Genomic DNA, 17,928 nt, shown 5'->3' with positions numbered 1-17,928 from the left:
TTCCGCCACACCTCCGTCGTCGCCGGCGTCGCCACCGGCACCATCGCCGGGTTCGGCCCCATGTCGTACGTCCTGGCGCTGCAGGCCATAGCCGAGCTGCTCGCCGAGCAGAACCCCGCCTGACGACCGTCCGGCGGAGCGAGGGCGCCGCTACTCCTCCTCGGCGGCCCGGCGCGCCATGTCCTTGAGCTCGGCCACCACGTCGTCCAGCGGCGCCACGTCGCGGTGGGCGCGGCAGAGGATGGTGGCGCCCTCGACGGCCGCGACGATGAGGCGGGCCAGGCGGGCGGCGCGGTGGTCGGGGACGCCGGCGTTGCCGAGGCCGGTCGCGAGGGTGTCCTGCCAGAGGCCGAACACCGCCGCGGCGGCCTTGGCGAGCTGGGGCGCGTCGTCGTGGGACTCGACGGTGACGGCGACGACGGGGCAGCCCGCGCGGAACTCGCTCCTGATCAGGACCTGCCGCCACCAGCCGACGAAGGCGTCCACCGCGGAGGCGGCGTCGCCGCCCTCGGTGGCGGCGAGGATGCCGGCGTTGAGGAAGTCGCCGGCGTAGCGGACGGCCTCCTCGGCGAGCTGCGCCTTGCCGTCCGGGAAGTGGTGGTAGATCGACCCGCGCGGGGCGCCGCTGTGCGCGATGACGTCGCGGAACCCGGTGCCGCTGTAGCCGCGCTCGCGGAACAGGTAGGCGGCGCTGCGCACCATGCGTTCCCGGCTGTCCGTCCCCATGACTCGATTATGACATTCATCATACGGTGCCCGCGTTGCCCATGACGGTCGTCATAGAAGATGGTGACTATGACGGACGTCCTACTGGTTGGGGAGCCTGATGGAGAGCACGGCGGGACTGGAGCAGCTGAAGGAACTGCTCGACAAGGGCGCGGAGAAGGGGCACGGCATCGGGACCCTGCTCGGCATCACGGCCGAGAGCCTCGAACCCGGCCGGGTCGTGTTCGCCCTCACCCCGCGCCCCGACTTCAGCAACCCGCTCGGGACCGTGCACGGCGGCATCATGTCCACGCTGCTGGACTCGGCGATGGCGTGCGCGGTGCACACGTCCCTGGCGGAGGGCGCCGGTTACACGACGCTGGAGCTCAAGGTGAACTTCGTCCGGGCGGTGCCGCTGGACGGCGGCCGGCTGGTGTGCGAGGGGACGACCGTCCATGTCGGGCGCAAGGTCGCGACCGCCGAGGGGCGCATCACCGACGCCGACGGCAGGCTCGTCGCGCACGGGACGACGACGTGCCTGCTCTTCCCGCCGCCTACTGGCGAGTAGGGTTCGCTTGGGCGCGGAAGGGTTCGCCCAGGCACGGGAGAAGGAGAGCCTCGTGATCGACCTCCAGCGCGACGGAGATGTGCACATCCTGCGGTTCGACGCCGGCGAGAACCGGTTCAGCCCCGGCTTCCTCGACGAGGTCGAGGACGCGCTCGACACCGTCGCGAAGAACGACGGGCCGGGCGCGCTGGTCACCGCCGGGACCGGCAAGTTCTACTCCAACGGCCTCGACCTGGACTGGCTGAGCGCCAACCAGGACCGGTTCGAGGAGTACCTGCGGCGGGTGCACGGGCTGTTCGCGCGCGTCCTGGAGCTGCCCATGCCGACCGTCGCGGCGCTGAACGGGCACGCGTTCGCGGGCGGCGCGATGCTCGCCCTGTGCCACGACGCCGCCGTGATGCGCACCGACCGCGGCTACTTCTGCCTGCCCGAGGTCGACCTCGGCATGAGCTTCACGCCGGGGATGAACCTGCTGATCAAGGAGCGGCTGCCGCGCGCGACCGCGCACGAGGCCATGCTCACCGGCCGCCGGTACACCGCCGAGCAGGCGCGGGACGCCGGGATCGTCCAGCGGACCGCTCCCGAGGAGGAGGTCCTCGCCGCCGCCGTGGAGCTGGCGGCGGCGTCGGCGGGCAGGAACGGCGGGACGGTCGCCAAGATCCGCACGGACCTGTACCGGCCGGTGCTGGACGCGCTGCACGGTCCCGCCCTCCCCTGAACCGGGGCGCCCTCAACCGGGGGCGGCGGGTAGGTTACGTTCGACTGGAATCGGATTCGGTTAGGGAGAGGATGCCGATGCGCATCGGGATGGCGCTCAGCTACTCGGGCGGTTTCAAGGAGACCGTCGAGGAGCTGTCCGACTACGAGAAGGCCGGCCTCGACATCGTCTACGTCGCGGAGGCGTACAGCTTCGACGCGGTGAGCCAGATGGGCTACATCGCGGCCAAGACCGAGCGGCTGGAGATCGCCTCCGGCATCCTCAACATCTACTCGCGCACGCCGACCGCGATGGCGCAGACCGCCGCGGGCCTGGACTACGTGTCCGGGGGGCGGTTCACGCTCGGCATCGGCGCGTCCGGCCCGCAGGTCATCGAGGGCTTCCACGGCGTCCCCTACACGGCGCCGCTCGGCCGCACCCGCGAGGTCATCGAGATCTGCCGCAAGGTGTGGCGGCGCGAGCGGCTCCAGTACGACGGCAGGTACTACAAGCTGCCGCTGCCCGCCGACCAGGGCACCGGCCTGGGCAAGCCGCTGAAGCTCATCAACCACCCGGTGCGCGCCGACATCCCGATCCTGGTCGCCGCGATCGGCCCGAAGAACGTCGAGCAGACCGCCGAGATCGCCAACGGCTGGGAGCCGATCTTCTACATGCCGGAGAAGGCCGAGGAGGTGTGGGGCGCCTCCCTCGCCGCCGGCAAGGCCAGGCGCGACCCGGCGCTCGGCGAGCTGGACGTGGTCGGCCAGGCCCCGCTCGCCATCGGCGACGACGTCCAGGGCTACCTGGAGTTCGGCCGTCCCATGGCGGCGCTGTACATCGGCGGCATGGGCGCCAAGGGCAAGAACTTCTACAACGACCTCGCCCGCCGCTACGGCTTCGAGAAGGAGGCCGAGGAGATCCAGGACCTCTATCTGGACGGCAAGAAGGACGAGGCCGCCGCGAAGGTTCCGCAGGAACTGCTGGAGAAGATGTCGCTCATCGGCTCCGAGGGCCATGTCCGCGAGCGGCTCGCCGCGATGAAGGAGTCCGGGATCACGACGCTGAACGTCGCCCCGATCGCCGGCGACCACAAGGGCCGCCTCGCCCTGATCGAGAAGGTCAAGGAGATGGCCGCCGAGCTCTGACCCGCTTCGTCGGCTTGCGGCGTGTTGCCCTTATGAGCGCGCCGATAAGGGCAACACGCCGCAAGCCGAGGGTCAGAGCGCGGCGTGGACCTCCTTGGCGACGCGCTCGCCGGAGCGGACCGCGCCGTCCATGTAGCCGGTCCAGTAGTCGGACGTCTCGGTGCCCGCCCAGTGGATCGGGCCGCACGGGGCGCGCAGCGCCGGGCCGAACGCGGTGAGCGCGCCGGGCGGGGCGATGCCGACCGGGCCGCCGCCGCTCCACATCTCGTTGTCCCAGCGCTGGAACGCCGTGATCCGCGGGCGGGCGGCCTTGTCGCCGAACAGCTTGGTGAACGAGTCGAGGCCCGCCGCCCGGACCTCGTCCGCGGACGCGCCGTCCAGCTTGCGGATGTTCGCCTGGTTCATGAAGCCCATCAGGATGCCGCGCGACCCGTCCGGCGGGCTGTTGTCGAACGTCGCGTCGATCGCGCCGCTGTCGGCGACCGCCTGCCCGGTGAGGCCGTCCGCGCGCCAGAACGGCGTGTCGTAGACGCCGACGAACTTGGCGATCGAGCCCATCGGGTAGCGCTGCATCAGCTGCGCCCGGCTCGCGGGCAGCGCCGGCGAGTAGTCGATCCTGTTCGCGATCGCGGGGGACATCGCGACGATGACCCGCTTGGCCGACACGGTGATCCCGTCCGCGGTGACGGTGACGGCGCCGGCGCCGGTCGCGATGGACCGTACCGGCGCGTTGTAGCGGACGATGTCGCCCAGCCGCGCCGCCAGCCGGACGGGCACCTCCTGCGAGCCGCCCACGAACCGGGACTCCTGCGCGCCGTCCTTGGTGTTGATCAGCCGGTCTATCGTCCCGGGGTTGCTCTCGTTGCCCGCCGCGGCCGCGTAGTGCAGCAGGTAGAGCAGCGAGATCTCCTGCGAGCGCATCGACAGCGTGGAGGAGGCGAACGCGTCCATCAGGAACCGCGCGCCGCTGCTCAGCGAGTTGGACCGCGACCACGTGTAGAACGTCTGCGCGTCCCACTCCTCGGCCTTCGCCGCCTTCCACGGCTCGCCGACCGGGACCTGCTTGATCATGTTGCCGAGCTTGAGCAGCGCCAGCTCCAGGTCGAGTACGCCCCAGTCCGGCGGGACCGCGCCGAGCAGGCCGTCGGTGGCGTACAGCGACCGCTTCCCGTTGCGGTAGTAGACGTTCTTGCCCTCGTTGTAGGTCTTGAAGGTCTCGACGCCCATGTCCCTGGCGAGCGCGGCGATCCTGTCCTGCGTCGGGCCGATGAACTCGGCGCCGCCCTCGCTGGTGGTGCCGTCGCCGAGCGGCAGGCCGTACACCCGCCCGCCCGGCCGGTCCCGGGCCTCCAGGACGATCACGGACCGGCCGGCCGCGACGAGGTCGCGGGCGGCGGTCAGGCCGGACAGGCCGGCCCCGACGATCACCACGTCGGTGCTGACCGGAGCGGTGCGGGCGGCGGCGGACGGCGCCGCGGCGGCGGAGGCGACGGCGCCGGCGGCGGTGAGCGCGCCCGTGCCGAGCAGTCTGCGGCGGCTGACTCGGGTCAAGGGGAATCCCTCCAGGGGTGTCCATGCGGGGGGACGGAAGGTTCACACGGCAGCTCACGCTAGGCCCGCCCTCAACCTGAAGTCGAGGGTTCTTCATGTTTCGTGACCGCGTCGAGACGGCCTCCCGGCCCGCCCCGGCGATCATCTAGAGTCCTGCCCATGGGGGGACGCATGGCAGGACGCATGGCGGGACGCTGCATGGGTGAGGCACGGCATGGGTGAGGCACGGCATGGGTGAGGCGCACGCCGCCCGGCGCCGGAGGCTGGCCGCGCTCGTCGCGGAGCGCGGCGCCGCCGCCGCGCTGGTGACGCGGCTGGTCAACGTCCGCTACCTGACCGGGCTCGACAGCTCCCGCGCCGCGCTGCTGGTCCCGGCGGACGGCCCGGCCGTCCTCGCGACCGACGGCCGGTACGCCGGCATGGCCGCGGAGGTCTGCCCGGAGCTGCCCGTCGTCGTCGACCGGCAGGTGGTGGAGGCGCTGGTGGCGCGGGCCGCCGCGGACGGCCACGGCCGCGTCGGCTTCGAGGCGCACGACATCACCGTCGAGCAGCACGCGGCCCTGCTCGACGCCGCCGAGGTCGAGCTGGCGCCGCTCGGCCGCCTGGTGGAAGAGCTGCGCATGGTCAAGGACGAGGAGGAGATCGCCCTCCTGCGGGAGGCGTGCGCGATCACCGGCCGCGCGTTCGAGGCCGTCCTCCCCGAGATCCGCGCCGGCGTCACCGAGCGGGCCGTCGCGGTCGCGCTCGAACGCGCCATGGTCGACTTCGGCGCCGAGCGCCCCGCGTTCGAGTCGATCATCGCGTCCGGCCCGAACGGCGCCGTCCCGCACCACCACCCCGGCGGCCGCGAGCTGCAGGCCGGCGACCTGGTCACCATGGACTTCGGCGCCCTGTACGGCGGCTACCACGCCGACATGACCCGCACCGTCGCGATCGGCGAGCCCGCCGGCTGGCAGCGCGACCTGTACGACCTCGTCAGCCGGGCGCAGCGCGCCGCCGTCGAGGCCGCCCGGCCCGGCGCGGACACCAAGGACGTCGACGCCGCCGCCCGCGAGATCATCAAGGACGCCGGGCACGGCGCGGAGTTCACCCACGGGCTGGGGCACGGCGTCGGCCTGGAGATCCACGAAGCGCCGCTCATGGGGTACGACAAGACCGGTAAACTGATGGATCGGGTACCGATCACCGCGGAGCCGGGGGTCTATCTCACGGGCCGGGGCGGAGTCCGCATCGAGGACACGATCGTGGTCCGCGCGGACGGCCCGGAGCTCCTCACCACGACGACCAAGGACCTGCTCGTCCTCTAGACGCGCGGGTCGCGACCGGGAGAACAGCCAGTGGCGACGACGAACGACCTGAAGAACGGCATGACGCTGAACCTCGACGGCCAGCTGTGGACCGTCCTCGAGTTCCAGCACGTCAAGCCAGGCAAGGGCGGCGCGTTCGTCCGCACCAAGCTGAAGAACGTCCTGTCCGGGAAGGTCGTCGACAAGACCTTCAACGCCGGCACCAAGGTCGAGGTGGCCAGCGTCGACAAGCGGGAGATGCAGTACCTCTACCGCGAGGGCGAGGACTTCGTCTTCATGGACACCGAGACCTACGACCAGCCGCACATCCCGGCGGCCGTCGTCGGCGACGCCGCGAACTACCTGCTGCCCGAGCAGAACGCGGTGATCGCCTTCAACGACGACACCCCGCTGTACGTCGAGCTGCCCGCCGCCGTCGTGCTGGAGATCACCGAGACCGAGCCCGGCCTGCAGGGCGACCGCTCCACCGGCGGCAGCAAGCCCGCCACCGTGGAGACCGGCGCGCAGATCCAGGTCCCGCTGTTCATCACCACCGGGGAGAAGGTCAAGGTCGACACCCGCTCCGGCGAGTACCTCGGCCGCGCCTGAGATGGCGGCCCGCACCAAGGCCAGGAGACTCGCGCTCGACATCCTGTTCGCGGCGGAGCTGCGGGAGGAGGAGCCGGTGGCCGTGCTCGCGGCGCGGGGCCGCCCCAACCAGGACGAGCCGGCCGAATACCCGCACGCCGTCCGGCTGATCGAGGGCGTCCAGGAGCACCGGGAGCGCATCGACGAGCTGATCTCCACCTACGCCACCGGCTGGACGCTGGAGCGGATGCCGGCCGTCGACCGCAACATCCTGCGGATGGGCGCGTTCGAGCTGCTGTGGGCGGACGACGTCCCCGACGGCGTCGCGGTCAGCGAGGCCGTCGCCCTCGCGACCGAGCTGTCCACCGACGAGTCCCCGCGCTTCGTCAACGGCCTCCTCTCCCGCCTGCAGCAGCTCAAGCCCTCCCTCACGCTGTGAATCGCGCCGGTTGCGGCGCACCGGGCGGCTAGGCTGGGCGGCGATGACTGACGTTAAGGGAGCCGCCGTGACCGGCCGGCAGCAGAAGCGGGTGCGGGGCGGCACCAGGGTGCGCAGCGCGGTCCTGTGGGACGCCCTGCGCACCGTGCTCGCCCGCATCACCCCGGAGGCCGGCCCGCGCGACGTCGTGGACGTCGGCGGCGGCACCGGCGGGTTCGCGGTCCCGCTCGCCGAGCTGGGGCACCGCGTCACCGTGGTCGACGCCAACCCGGACGCGCTGGCCGCGCTGGAGCGCCGCGCCGCCGAGTCCGGGGTCCGGGTCCGCGCGGTGCAGGGCGACGCCGTCGACCTGCCCGACCTGCTGGGCCCGGCCGCCGCCGACCTCGTGCTGTGCCACAGCGTCCTGGAGTACGTCGACGACCCCAGCGCGGCGATGGCCGCGCTGACCGGCGCGGTCCGGCCGGGCGGCTCGGTGAGCGTGCTCGTCGCCGGGCAGGTCGCCGCCGCGCTGCACCGCGCCGTGTCCGGGCACTTCGACGACGCGCGGCGGGTGCTCACCGACCCGTCCGGGCGGTGGGGCGAGGGCGACCGGATGCCCCGCCGGTTCACCCGCGAGACGCTGTCGTCCCTGGTGCGCGGCGCGGGCCTGCGCGTCGCCGAGCTGCACGGCGTGCGGATCTTCGCCGACCTGGTGCCGAGCGGCCTGCTGGACGGCGACTCCGACTCGGCGGACGCGCTGATCGCGCTGGAGTCCGTCGCGGCCGTCCACCCCGTCCTGCGCGACCTCGCCACCCAGCTGCACCTGGTGGCCGACAAGCCGGCCGACAAGCCGGCCGGGTAGCCGCCGGGCGCCGGCCGGGGACCAGTCGAGTACTAATAGAGCGTGAGCCGCAAGCAGCAGCTGCACCGGCCGGGTCCGCAGCCGGGGCCGCCCGCAGACGACACCGGCTGCGCCATCCTGCACGTCGACATGGACGCGTTCTTCGTCAGCGTCGAGCTGCTCGACCGCCCCGAGCTGCGCGGCCGCCCCGTGATCGTGGGCGGCGCCGGGCCGCGGGGCGTGGTGTCCGCGGCGTCCTACGAGGCCCGCGCGTTCGGCGTGCACTCGGCGATGCCGATGACGCGGGCGCGGCGGCTGTGCCCGCAGGCGGTCGTGCTGCCGGTGGACCACGGCAAGTACTCCCGCGTCTCCGCCGCGGTGTTCGAGATCTTCCGGTCCGTCACCCCGCTGGTCGAGGGCCTGTCGCTGGACGAGGCGTTCCTCGACGTGGCGGGCGCCCGGCGGCGGCTCGGCCGGCCGGCGCGGATCGCCCAGATGATCCGCGAGCAGGTCCGCGACCAGCAGGGCATCACGTGCTCGGTGGGCGTCGCGAGCACCAAGTTCATCGCCAAGCTCGCCTCGACCCGGTGCAAGCCCGACGGGCTGCTCGTGGTGCCCGCCGACGGCGTCGTCGAGTTCCTGCACCCGCTGCCCGTCGCGTCCCTGTGGGGCGTGGGGGAGCGGACGGAGGAGCACCTCGCCCGGCTCGGCCTGCGGACGGTCGGGCAGCTCGCCCGGGTCCCGCCGGCCACGCTGCGGCGCGAGCTCGGCAACGCGATGGGCGCGCACCTGCACGAGCTGGCGTGGGGCCGCGACCCGCGCGAGGTCGTCCCGCACACGCCCGACAAGAGCATCGGCGCCGAGGAGACGTTCGACACCGACGTCGACGACCCCGAGGCCATCCGCCGGTCGCTGCTGCGGCTCGCGGAGAAGACCGGCGAGCGGCTGCGGGCCGCCGGGAACGCGGGCCGGACGGTCAGCGTCAAACTCCGGATGGCGGACTTCAGGACGATCACCCGGGCGCGGACGCTGAACGAGCCCACGGATCTCGCCCGTGTGATCTATGTCACAGCGCGGGAGCTCTATGAGGCGGCCGGGCTGGAACGGGTACGACTCCGTCTGGTCGGGGTGCGGGTCGAGAACCTGGTCCCCGCCGGCGAGGCCCCCCGTCAGCTCGCCTTCGACGAGCCGGAACGCGGCTGGCGTGAGGCCGAGCGTGCCATGGACCAGGTCGCGCACCGGTTCGGCCGCGGCGCGGTCCGTCCCGCCGCGCTCGTCCGGCGTGCGGCGGACGGTGACGGAAGTGACGGCAGGGACGGAAGGCAATGAAAGAAGGCTGTGGGGTGACCTGGACGGGGCCCTCGACGGGCCGTTCGCTTTCGCGCGCTCGACAGTGCTCGTATTCTGGGCATATCACCGTTGACGTTCGCGTCCCGCATCGGATACCCCGTCGCGGAGCTGTCGTTGGGAGGTGCCGTGCCGCTCTCTGAGCACGAGCAGCGCATGCTCGAACAGATCGAATCGGCTCTGTACGCCGAGGATCCGAAGTTCGCTCACGCGGTTCGCTCGACCAACCCCCAGGTCCATTACAAGCGCCGGATCATCAAGGCCGCCCTCGGTTTCGTCGTGGGCGTCTGCGCCCTGATGGCCGGCCTCGTGATCAATGAGGGCACGGTCACCATCGCGATCAGTGTGACCGGTTTCCTGCTGATGGTGGTGTGCTGCGTCTGGGCGTTGACGAGCTGGAAGCGGATGACCGGCATCGGGAACGAGCCCGCCCGCGGTGGCGGCGGCCGCTCCTCCCGCCCGGCCAAGGCCGGCTTCATGGAGCGCATGGAAGAGCGCTGGCGCCGCCGCACCGAAGGCGACTGACAGACCTCGCGCCGACGTCCCGGCCCCGCGTGCCGACCGCGGGGCCGGGACGTCTGCGTATGAGGGGCCGCGGCGCTCCGGTGGCCGGGACGCGCGCATCCCGGGGGTGTTCCTCCGGCGTTCCGCGGCCCTACCGGCGGCGCGGGCGGGCGAGGCGGCCCGGCAGGGCGTTCAGCCGGGCGGTGACGTCGAGGGCGCGGTCCGAGGCGGTGCGCAGCGCGGCGCGGGTCTGCGCCATCGTGGACGGCGGCAGCAGCCGGGCGCGCCAGCGGGCGCGGCGGCCCACGGACGCGGCGAACGCCTCCCGCACGGTCTTCACGTCGGCGCGCAGCCGCTCCACCGGCTCCGGGGAGCGCGACCGGGAGTAGCGGGCCAGCTCCTCGGCGCGGGCGATGCGGGTGAGGGCCCGCGCGCTCGCGCCGTCCAGGTCGAGCAGCTCGCCGAGCCGCCGCGCGGCGGCCCGCGGGGAGTCGCTGGCCCGCCATTCCAGCCCGTGGTCGAGCGCGTCGGCGCGCATCTCCCGCCACGCGGCGTGCGCCGCACTGGCCGGGTCGGGCGGGGCCGCCCGCCGCCGCGCCGGGCCGGGCCGGGGCGGGGCGCCGGGCACCGGCGGGGGCGGCGGCGTCAGCGCCGCCCAGCGGCGGCGCCGGGTGTACGCCCGCAGCGCCATCGGCACGCCCAGCAGCATCAGCGTCAGCAGCGCGCCCGCCATCCAGGGCGTGGCGGTGAACCCGTCGTCCTCGGTGTCCTGCGCGGCGGAGGTGCTGCCGGGCGCCTGGTCGTCGCGGTGCCGGGCGCCGGCGCTCGGCGAGGCGGCCGCCTCGCCGCCCGGCGCGGAGGAGTCGGGCGCCTGCGCGGACGAGCTGTCGCTCCCGCCGCCGGCGCTGACCGCGGGACGGCTGTAGGCCGGCGCGACCGCGGTGCCCTGCCCGGCCGCGCCCGACGGCGTCGGCTCGAACCGCACCCAGCCGGTGCCCTGGAAGTACAGCTCCGGCCAGGCGTGCGCGTCCCGCGACCGGACGACCCACTCGCCCGGCCTGACCTCGCTGCCCGGCGTGTACCCCATCGCCACGCGGGACGGGATGCCGAGGATCCGCGCCATCAGCGCCATCGAGGCGGCGTACTGCTCGCAGTAGCCGTGCTTGCTGTGCAGCAGGAAGTCGACGAGGTCGCTGCCCTTCTGCGGCGCGGGCGCGGACAGGTCGTAGCTGAACCCGCCGGTGGTGGTGAACCAGCGCTGCAGCCGGACGGCCTGCGTGAGCGCGGTCGCCGACCCGGCGGTGACCCGCTCGGCGAGCTTCCTGACCTCCTGCGGGATGTTCTTCGGCACCGCGGTGTAGTGCGCGACGATGTCGGCCGGGTAGCCGCCCGCGGCGGCGAGCTGCCCGGCGGTCGGGTCGGCGCGCAGGCTCTCCACGGTGTAGGAGCGGCCGCCCGCCGCGTCGTGCAGCGAGTAGACCATCAGCGACGAGGGGTGCACCCGCCAGTCCCCCCTGATCGACACGCTGGTCGGCGCGTACGGCACCGGCAGGAACGTCATGTTCCTGACCTCGGGCCGCACGTGGACCGTGGTCGTCACCTTGTGCACCCGCCCGATGGACAGCCCCGGCGGCGGCGGGAGCGTGCGCCCGAAGACGATCCTGTCCTTGGAGCTGCTCTTCAGCGGGCTGTAGGTCCAGCGGTCGCCGTCGAACCGGTCGAGGGCGTACAGCCGCAGGTAGTCGGGGCCCTCCGGGTCGTCGGTCCGGTAGGTGAGGACGACCGAGTCGTCCAGCCGGGTCAGCTCCCGCTTCAGGCTGACCAGCGGGTCGGGCGTCGTCACGGTGCGGGTGCCCGAGCCCCCGCCGCCGTCCAGGCCGAACACGCCGCGCGGGTGCAGGCCCGGCACCGCGGCCGGCAGCAGCACCGCGACGGCGACCGCGCCGAGCGCTATCCGCCGGCCGCTCGCCGCCAGCGCCGCCGTGGCGGGCGGCTCCGGCTCCTCGCCGGGGCGCGGCCCGGTCCCGGCCAGCGGGACCTCGCGGGGCCGGTGCCGCGAGGTGACCGTGCGGCCCCAGCCGCCGACCTTCTCCCGGGAGTCGGCCATCAGCAGGGCGAGGAAGCCGAGCGCGCCGACACCGAACGCCAGCCAGCCGGCGCCGTCCTCGCGGACCGCCGCGGGCACGCTGTACATGGCGAGCAGCGGCAGCCCGGCGGGCGCGGTGCGGTGCAGCCGGACGGCGAGCAGGTCGACCATGACCGCGACCAGCCCGATCCCGGTCGCGGTCAGCATCGCGATGCCGGGCAGCAGCGGGACCGGCGCCGCGTACCGGTTCGCGGCCCGCCAGCCCTCCCCGGCCAGGTCGCCGAGGTGCCCCACCGACTCCGGGGACGGGACGAACACCAGCCACGCCAGGTCGGCGGCGTAGACGAGGTCGAGGTAGAGCAGCAGCGCCGCCAGCCCGAACACCGCGTTCATCGGCGCGGGCAGCCGCAGCCGCCGGGCCAGCAGCCCGCCGCCCGCCGCCGCGAGCACCGCGCCCAGCCCGGCCCAGAACCAGCCGGCCTTCTCGTACAGCGGGTAGAGGCCGAGCGAGCCGGCGACCGTCGCCAGCCCGGCCATGACCGTCATCCGGATCCTCATGAGCCGTCCCTGACGAAGTCCTCACCGGCCTTGCCGGCCGTCGTCCACGCCCGGGCGAGGTCCGCGGCGGACGCGACGGGCAGCACCCGCCACCCCGCCGAGCGCAGCAGCCCCGCGGTCCCCTCGCCCTGCGGCTCCGCCCGCTCCGCGGCGCCGGGCGTGCCCTGGAGCAGCACCGCGACGGACGTCCCGGTGCCGCGCCGCGCCGCCGCCACCGCGCGGGCCTCCTCGGCGGACAGGGCGCCGAACACCGCGACGACCAGCCCCTCGCCCTCCCGCGCGCCGGCCTCGCCGCCGCGCAGCGCGGCCAGCCCCGCCGACAGCGAGTTGCCCCGGGACCGGCGCGCCACCGCGAGCGCGTCGAGCAGCAGCCCCTCGAACGCGCCCTCGGACGGCGCCGCGGGCAGCGCCTCCCCGGCGTCGGTGACGTACCGCAGGCTCATCCCCGTCCGGACGAGGTGCACGCCGATCGACGCGGTCGCCGACACCGCCTGCTCGAACGAGCTGCTCAGCCCCTCGCCCCAGTGCGCGCTGCGGCGGGTGTCGAGGAACAGCGTGCCGCTGCTCTGGAAGTGCTGCTCCTCGCGCCGCACCATCAGCTCCCCGTGCCGGGCGGTGGACCGCCAGTGCACGCGGCGCAGGTCGTCGCCGTGCCGGTACTCGCGGGGGGCCACGTCGTCCTCGCCCGCCGCGGACACCGCGCGGGCGACGCTGTCGCCGCCGCCCGTCCACGCGCCCGACAGCCGGCTGTGCGGCAGCGGCACGATCGCGGGCGTCACGGTCAGCGTGTCGGACAGGCTGAACGAGCGCACCAGCTCCACCATCCCGAACGGGTCGGCGAGCCGGACCGTCAGCGGCCCGGTGCGGTAGCGGCCGCGCACGTCCGAGCGGATCCGGTAGCCGAGCTGGCGGGAGCCGTGCGGCTCGATCCGCTCCAGCACGAACCGGGCCCGGCCGCCGAGCGCGTACGGGACCCGGTCCTCCACCATGAGCAGCCCGCTCGGCAGCCGCGACACGTTCTCCAGCCGCAGGTCGACGCGGGCCTCATGGCCGACCGGCAGCCGCGCCGGGTCGAGCCGCCGCGCGCACGCCAGCCGGTACCGGGTCCGCGACACCGCGAGCATGCACAGCAGCGGCAGCACCAGCACGAGCACCCCCGCGCGCAGCAGGTCGCGCTCGCCCAGGATGAGCGCGCAGATGATCGCGGTCGCGCCGGCGGCCACGAAGGACCGCCCGCGCGTGGTGAGGCCGGCCAGCGTGCGTCGCACCGGTCACTTCCCGGGGGAGGGCACCGGCAGGCGCTTCACCAGGTCGGCGACGACCTGCTCGGGACGCCGCCGCTCCACCTGCGCCTCCGCGGTCGGCAGCAGCCGGTGCGCGAGGACGGGGACGGCGAGGTCCTGCACGTCGTCGGGGACGACGTAGTCGCGGTCGTCGAGCGCCGCGTACGCCCGCGCCGCGCGCACCAGGTGCAGGGTCGCCCGCGGGGACGCGCCGAGCCGCAGCTCGGGGTGCTTGCGGGTGGCGGCGACGAGGTCGATCGCGTACTGCTTCACCGCGGGCGCGACGTGCTGGCGCCGCACCACCTCGATGAGGTCGCGGACGTCGGCGGCGTGCGCGACCGGGGTGAGCCGGTCGAGGGGGGAGGTCTGGCCGTGCGTGTCGAGCATCTCCAGCTCGGCGGCCGCGTCGGGGTAGCCCATCGAGATGCGGGCGGTGAACCGGTCGCGCTGCGCCTCCGGCAGCGGGTAGGTGCCCTCCATCTCCACCGGGTTCTGCGTGGAGATCACCATGAACGGCGGCTCCAGCGCGTAGGTGGTGCCGTCGACGGTGACCTGGCGCTCCTCCATGCACTCCAGCAGCGCCGACTGCGTCTTCGGGGACGCCCGGTTGATCTCGTCGCCGACCACGATGTTGGCGAACACCGGCCCCGGCTTGAACTCGAACTCGCGCAGCTCCTGGTTGTAGGCGCTGACCCCGGTGATGTCGCTGGGCAGCAGGTCCGGGGTGAACTGGACGCGCCGCACCGAGCAGTCGACCGAGCGCGCGAGCGCCTTGGCGAGCATCGTCTTGCCGACCCCCGGCACGTCCTCGATCAGCAGGTGCCCCTCCGCCAGCAGCACCGTGAGCGCGAGCCGCACCACCGAGGGCTTGCCCTCGATCACCGACTCCACAGCGTCCCGGATCTTGTTCGCGATGTGGGCGAGTCCGTCGAGCCCGCGAGCCGTCCCCCCGTCCCCCGAGGCGCGGCGCCGGGCAGGGTGGGATGCCGGGGGGTCGGTCTCCATGAACGACTCGCCGTGCGTGCCTACTGCCACCAAACCCTCCTCAGCCGTTCCAACCGACAGTACGTCGTCGGAACGCCCACTGCGATGCTCATGGGGAACGCGAGCCCATTGTGCTCTACGGGAAGGACGGCGAATGCCGTCCAGATGTTGCCTCGCGGCCGCGGCCCCGCCCGCCACTTCGCTCCACCACGATCATCCAGCACCCGCCGAAATGCGCGAAATCGCGTCATCGGACGTCTCGGGACGGTGCGGCGCGCGCGCCGGCGGCCGCCGGGCCCCACTCCGCACCACCCGCTCTGACCTGCACTTTTGCTCGCCGAATTCGCCCGTGGGCGATGTTTTTCTTGTTGACGGTGGGGAAGAGTGGAGTAGAGTGGGGCGCCGTGGGGGCGGTTGCACCCCCATGCGGCGCGGGAGGTGGGCCGGTGTTCCTCGGCACCCATAACCCGCGCCTCGACGACAAGGGACGACTGTTCCTGCCGGCGAAGTACCGCGAGGAGCTGTCGGGGGGATTGGTGATCACGAAGGGCCAGGAACGCTGCCTGTACGTCTTCCCCATGGCGGAGTTCCAGCGGATTACCGAGGCTCTGCGTGCCGCGCCGGTCACCGAGAAGGCGGTCCGGAGCTACAGCCGGGTCTTCTTCGCCAGCGCCTCCGACGAGGTACCGGACAAGCAGGGGCGCGTCACGATCCCCCCGCCGCTGCGCAAGTACGCGGGCCTCACCCGCGACTGCACGGTGATCGGGGCCAACACGCGTCTGGAGATCTGGGACGCCCAGGCATGGGAGACCTACCTGGAGCGGGAGGAGCAGACGTTCTCCGACGTCTCGGAGGAGGTGTTGCCAGGGATCCTCTGAGCGAAGACTCGTCGGTCCGTTGACCGGCTATGGCCCACGTTCGGCCAGGTCTCCAGCCGCTCTCCGAGCCAGCTGGCGCAGCTTCCCCGGTGCCAGACGGCGACCCCCCGCGGCAACGCGGTGATCTTCCTCTAGGGCAGCGGATGGGGACCTGGCCGGGCGAGGCCGCCGCCGGGGGCACGGGACGGTCCGGTCCGGCGATGCCACACAGTCCGCGAGCGAGGTGGCAGTACAGGGGGTGAACCATGGGCGCAGGCGACCGCGCCGCAGAGCGCGCGTCCGGCCGCACGTCCGACGGCGCCGGCCGCACGGCCGGCGAGCCGGGGCCGCCGAGCGGCCACGTGCCGGTCATGCTGGGCCGCGTCCTGGAGATCCTCGTCCCCGCCGCCGAGGCGGTCACCGGCCGCGACCCCGTCTACCTCGACGCCACGCTCGGCATGGGCGGCCACGCCGAGGCGATGCTGCGGGCCGTCCCGCGGCTCCGGCTCATCGGCCTCGACCGCGACACCGTCGCGCTGGAGCGCTCCGCGCGCCGGCTCGCCCCGTTCGGCGACCGGGTGACGCTGGAGCACGCCGTCTACGACCGGATTCCCGCGGTGCTGGCCGGGCTCGGCGTGCCCGCGGTCGACGCCGTCCTGTTCGACCTCGGGGTGTCCTCCCCGCAGCTCGACGAGGCGGACCGCGGCTTCGCCTACTCCTACGACGCCCCGCTCGACATGCGGATGGACCGCACCCAGAGCCTCACCGCCGCCGAGGTGGTCAACGGGTACCCGCCCGCCGAGCTCGCCCGGATCCTGCGCGAGTACGGCGAGGAGCGGTTCGCCCAGCGGATCGCCTCGGCCATCGTCCGCGAACGCGAGCGCGCCCCGCTGGACACCACCCGCAGGCTCGCCGACCTCGTGCGCTCCGCCATCCCGGCCGCGACCCGCCGCACCGGCGGCAACCCGGCCAAGCGCACGTTCCAGGCGCTGCGCATCGAGGTGAACGGCGAACTCGACATCCTGCGCCGGGCGCTGCCCGCCGCCCTGGACGCGCTCCCGGTCGGCGGCCGGGTCGCCGTCCTGTCCTACCACTCCCTCGAGGACCGCATCACCAAGCGCGTCCTCGCCGCCCAGGCGGCCGACACCACCCCGCCGGAGCTGCCCGTCCCGCTGCCCGAGCACGAGCCGAGGTTCCGGCTCCTGACGCGCGGGGCCGAGCTGCCCTCCGGTGCGGAGACCACGACCAACCCACGGGCCGGATCGGTGCGGATGCGCGCCGCGGAGCGGGTCCGGGAGGCGACATGACGACGACGAGCAGGCGCCCGCCGGTCAAGGCGCCCAAGAAGAAGAGGACGGCCGCCGCGCCGCCCGCGGCCCCGGCCACCGCGCCGGGGGGCGGCACGGCGACGGCCGTGAAGACCGCGCCCAAGCCGGCGAAGGCGCCGGCCGGGACGCCGTCCAGGGCCGTGCCGAAGAAGGCCGCGCCGGGGAATAGCGCGTCCGGGAATAGCGCGTCCGGGAAGAGCGGCAGGGCGGGGAGCGCGCGGCCGCCGGCCGCCCGGTCCCGCCCGGCCGCGGCCCGCCGGGCCGCGCCGCGCGCGCCCTTCGTGCTGCTCATCGTCGGGCTGCTCGGCGGCGCGCTGGTGAGCCTGCTGCTGCTCAACACCGTCCTCGCCAAGGACGCGTTCACGCTCACGCGGCTGCAGCAGAGCAACAAGCAGCTCGAACAGCAGCGCCAGGCCCTCGAAGAGGAGAACGCGCGCGAGGGCTCCCCGGCCAGCCTGGGGAAGAAGGCCAAGGCGCTCGGCATGAAGGAGGCCGAGGACCCCGCGTTCTTCCACACCGAGACCGGCCGGGCGAGCGGCGGCGCGATCCGCCCCGTCCCGCACGCCGCGGCCGCCTCGGCCGGCGCCGCGGGCGTGCTCGGCGTCCCCGGCACCGTGGTGCCCGGCGACGGCGTCCGGGTGAGCGGCGCGCGGTGACGGGGGAGCAGGACGCACGGTGACGAAGGAGCGGGGGGCGCGGTGACGAAGGAGCGGGGGGCGCGGTGACGAAACGGCCGGGACCCGGGACCGCCGGCCCGCCGCCCGGCCGGCGACGCGGACCGGACGGGCGGGCCCCCCGGGGCTCGGCCGGGCGGGACGACAAGAGCGGCCCGGGCGCGGCGCGCGCGTCCGGGCACCAGACCGGCGGCACTCCGCGCTCCCCGGGCGGGAGGGCGGACGGCGCGGGACGGCCGGGCCACAAGGGCAGCGCGCCCCGCCGTCCCGCGCGCGGCGGCACCGCCCCCGCCCCCCGCAAGGCCGCCGAGCGCACACCGGCCGAGCGCAGGGCCGCCGAACGCACCAAGGCGGCCCCCCGCAAGGAGACCGGGCGCAAGGAGACCGGGCGCAAGGAGACTGCCCGCAAGGAGAAAACGCGCGACGGGGCCTCGCGCAAGGAAACGCGAAAGAAGACGGCGCGCAAGGAGACGGCGCGCAAGGAGACGGCGCGCAAGGAGACGGCGCG

General features: G+C 74.1%; 18 protein-coding genes and 1 pseudogene. 14 read left to right on the top strand and 5 right to left on the bottom strand.

The window, feature by feature from the left end; translation table 11 throughout:
* Positions 1 to 123: type II 3-dehydroquinate dehydratase (locus ACIWVC_RS17320; RefSeq protein WP_396454317.1), on the top strand; the 123-nt coding region annotated here is incomplete at its 5' end.
* Positions 124 to 150: 27 nt separating this feature from the next.
* On the opposite strand, the gene ACIWVC_RS17315 is transcribed toward ACIWVC_RS17320, so the two are convergent.
* A complete protein-coding gene (locus ACIWVC_RS17315) occupies positions 151 to 726 on the bottom strand; it encodes a TetR/AcrR family transcriptional regulator (RefSeq protein ID WP_396448238.1) in 576 nt (191 codons plus the stop codon).
* 100 nt (positions 727 to 826) lie between these two features.
* Between ACIWVC_RS17315 and ACIWVC_RS17310 the strand changes: the two genes are divergently transcribed.
* The 3 genes from ACIWVC_RS17310 to ACIWVC_RS17300 all read left to right on the top strand — a co-directional run bounded on the left by ACIWVC_RS17310 (position 827) and on the right by ACIWVC_RS17300 (position 3,115).
* Positions 827 to 1,273: a PaaI family thioesterase gene (locus ACIWVC_RS17310; RefSeq protein WP_396448237.1), complete on the top strand. Its 447-nt coding sequence runs from the start codon at positions 827 to 829 to the stop codon at positions 1,271 to 1,273.
* A 52-nt stretch (positions 1,274 to 1,325) separates the two neighbouring features.
* Complete coding sequence (locus tag ACIWVC_RS17305; protein WP_396448236.1) at positions 1,326 to 1,991, top strand: enoyl-CoA hydratase/isomerase family protein; 666 nt, start codon at positions 1,326 to 1,328, stop codon at positions 1,989 to 1,991.
* Positions 1,992 to 2,068: 77 nt separating this feature from the next.
* Complete coding sequence (locus ACIWVC_RS17300) at positions 2,069 to 3,115, top strand: LLM class F420-dependent oxidoreductase (protein WP_396448235.1); 1,047 nt, start codon at positions 2,069 to 2,071, stop codon at positions 3,113 to 3,115.
* A 72-nt stretch (positions 3,116 to 3,187) separates the two neighbouring features.
* Here the strand turns inward: ACIWVC_RS17300 and ACIWVC_RS17295 are convergent, their stop codons facing one another.
* Positions 3,188 to 4,666 (bottom strand): flavin monoamine oxidase family protein, encoded by a 1,479-nt coding sequence (locus tag ACIWVC_RS17295; RefSeq protein WP_396454316.1) that lies wholly within the window; start codon positions 4,664 to 4,666, stop codon positions 3,188 to 3,190.
* A 230-nt stretch (positions 4,667 to 4,896) separates the two neighbouring features.
* Here ACIWVC_RS17295 and ACIWVC_RS17290 point away from each other — a divergent pair, with 230 nt between their 5' ends.
* The 6 genes from ACIWVC_RS17290 to ACIWVC_RS17265 all read left to right on the top strand — a co-directional run bounded on the left by ACIWVC_RS17290 (position 4,897) and on the right by ACIWVC_RS17265 (position 9,671).
* On the top strand, positions 4,897 to 5,973 hold the full coding sequence (locus ACIWVC_RS17290) for a M24 family metallopeptidase (RefSeq protein ID WP_396448233.1): 1,077 nt from the start codon (positions 4,897 to 4,899) through the stop codon (positions 5,971 to 5,973).
* Between the two features lie 30 nt (positions 5,974 to 6,003).
* Complete coding sequence (efp, locus tag ACIWVC_RS17285) at positions 6,004 to 6,561, top strand: elongation factor P (protein WP_396448232.1); 558 nt, start codon at positions 6,004 to 6,006, stop codon at positions 6,559 to 6,561.
* A gap of 1 nt (position 6,562) precedes the next feature.
* Entirely contained in the window at positions 6,563 to 6,979 is a 417-nt protein-coding gene (gene nusB, locus ACIWVC_RS17280; protein ID WP_396448231.1) for a transcription antitermination factor NusB, read from the top strand.
* A gap of 43 nt (positions 6,980 to 7,022) precedes the next feature.
* Entirely contained in the window at positions 7,023 to 7,820 is a 798-nt protein-coding gene (locus tag ACIWVC_RS17275) for a methyltransferase domain-containing protein (RefSeq protein ID WP_396448230.1), read from the top strand.
* Positions 7,821 to 7,862: 42 nt separating this feature from the next.
* A complete protein-coding gene (locus ACIWVC_RS17270; RefSeq protein ID WP_396448229.1) occupies positions 7,863 to 9,128 on the top strand; it encodes a DNA polymerase IV in 1,266 nt (421 codons plus the stop codon).
* A 147-nt stretch (positions 9,129 to 9,275) separates the two neighbouring features.
* The gene (locus tag ACIWVC_RS17265; RefSeq protein ID WP_396448228.1) at positions 9,276 to 9,671 is read left to right on the top strand and encodes a DUF3040 domain-containing protein; all 396 of its coding nucleotides are present in this window, start codon (positions 9,276 to 9,278) and stop codon (positions 9,669 to 9,671) included.
* A gap of 130 nt (positions 9,672 to 9,801) precedes the next feature.
* On the opposite strand, the gene ACIWVC_RS17260 is transcribed toward ACIWVC_RS17265, so the two are convergent.
* The 3 genes from ACIWVC_RS17260 to ACIWVC_RS17250 are packed head-to-tail and all read right to left on the bottom strand — an operon-like array spanning position 9,802 to position 14,612.
* Positions 9,802 to 12,294 (bottom strand): DUF3488 and DUF4129 domain-containing transglutaminase family protein, encoded by a 2,493-nt coding sequence (locus tag ACIWVC_RS17260; RefSeq protein WP_396454315.1) that lies wholly within the window; start codon positions 12,292 to 12,294, stop codon positions 9,802 to 9,804.
* Positions 12,291 to 13,562 (bottom strand): DUF58 domain-containing protein, encoded by a 1,272-nt coding sequence (locus tag ACIWVC_RS17255; protein WP_396448226.1) that lies wholly within the window; start codon positions 13,560 to 13,562, stop codon positions 12,291 to 12,293. Before ACIWVC_RS17255 ends, ACIWVC_RS17260 begins: the two co-directional genes overlap by 4 nt.
* Positions 13,563 to 13,565: 3 nt before the next feature.
* The gene (locus tag ACIWVC_RS17250; RefSeq protein ID WP_396448225.1) at positions 13,566 to 14,612 is read right to left on the bottom strand and encodes an AAA family ATPase; all 1,047 of its coding nucleotides are present in this window, start codon (positions 14,610 to 14,612) and stop codon (positions 13,566 to 13,568) included.
* A gap of 395 nt (positions 14,613 to 15,007) precedes the next feature.
* Between ACIWVC_RS17250 and mraZ the strand changes: the two genes are divergently transcribed.
* From mraZ to ACIWVC_RS17230, 4 genes and pseudogenes are all read left to right on the top strand, one after another.
* Positions 15,008 to 15,439, top strand: a complete 432-nt coding sequence (gene mraZ / locus ACIWVC_RS17245; protein ID WP_396448224.1) for a division/cell wall cluster transcriptional repressor MraZ — start codon at positions 15,008 to 15,010, stop codon at positions 15,437 to 15,439.
* Between the two features lie 245 nt (positions 15,440 to 15,684).
* Entirely contained in the window at positions 15,685 to 16,725 is a 1,041-nt protein-coding gene (rsmH, locus tag ACIWVC_RS17240) for a 16S rRNA (cytosine(1402)-N(4))-methyltransferase RsmH (RefSeq protein ID WP_396448223.1), read from the top strand.
* Positions 16,722 to 17,402, top strand: coding sequence for a hypothetical protein (locus ACIWVC_RS17235; protein WP_396454314.1), 681 nt, complete (start codon positions 16,722 to 16,724; stop codon positions 17,400 to 17,402). Before rsmH ends, ACIWVC_RS17235 begins: the two co-directional genes overlap by 4 nt.
* Before the next feature lie 65 nt (positions 17,403 to 17,467).
* A pseudogene (locus ACIWVC_RS17230) lies at positions 17,468 to 17,928 on the top strand (hypothetical protein); the annotation flags it as partial.

The organism is Actinomadura sp. (assembly GCF_044508335.1).
Lineage (GTDB): Bacteria > Actinomycetota > Actinomycetes > Streptosporangiales > Streptosporangiaceae > Spirillospora.
Note: the sequence above shows the minus strand (reverse complement) of the source record. Positions and strands in the feature narration are given on the sequence as shown.

Bases quoted from the DNA above. Each gene is read 5' to 3' on its own strand.
- nusB (WP_396448231.1), top strand. From the start codon at position 6,563: ATGGCGGCCCGCACCAAGGCCAGGAGACTCGCGCTCGACATCCTGTTC.
- ACIWVC_RS17235 (WP_396454314.1), top strand. From the start codon at position 16,722: ATGACGACGACGAGCAGGCGCCCGCCGGTCAAGGCGCCCAAGAAGAAG.
- ACIWVC_RS17260 (WP_396454315.1), bottom strand. From the start codon at position 12,294: ATGAGGATCCGGATGACGGTCATGGCCGGGCTGGCGACGGTCGCCGGC.
- ACIWVC_RS17290 (WP_396448233.1), top strand. From the start codon at position 4,897: ATGGGTGAGGCGCACGCCGCCCGGCGCCGGAGGCTGGCCGCGCTCGTC.
- ACIWVC_RS17300 (WP_396448235.1), top strand. From the start codon at position 2,069: ATGCGCATCGGGATGGCGCTCAGCTACTCGGGCGGTTTCAAGGAGACC.
- ACIWVC_RS17315 (WP_396448238.1), bottom strand. From the start codon at position 726: ATGGGGACGGACAGCCGGGAACGCATGGTGCGCAGCGCCGCCTACCTG.
- rsmH (WP_396448223.1), top strand. From the start codon at position 15,685: ATGGGCGCAGGCGACCGCGCCGCAGAGCGCGCGTCCGGCCGCACGTCC.
- ACIWVC_RS17310 (WP_396448237.1), top strand. From the start codon at position 827: ATGGAGAGCACGGCGGGACTGGAGCAGCTGAAGGAACTGCTCGACAAG.
- ACIWVC_RS17275 (WP_396448230.1), top strand. From the start codon at position 7,023: ATGACTGACGTTAAGGGAGCCGCCGTGACCGGCCGGCAGCAGAAGCGG.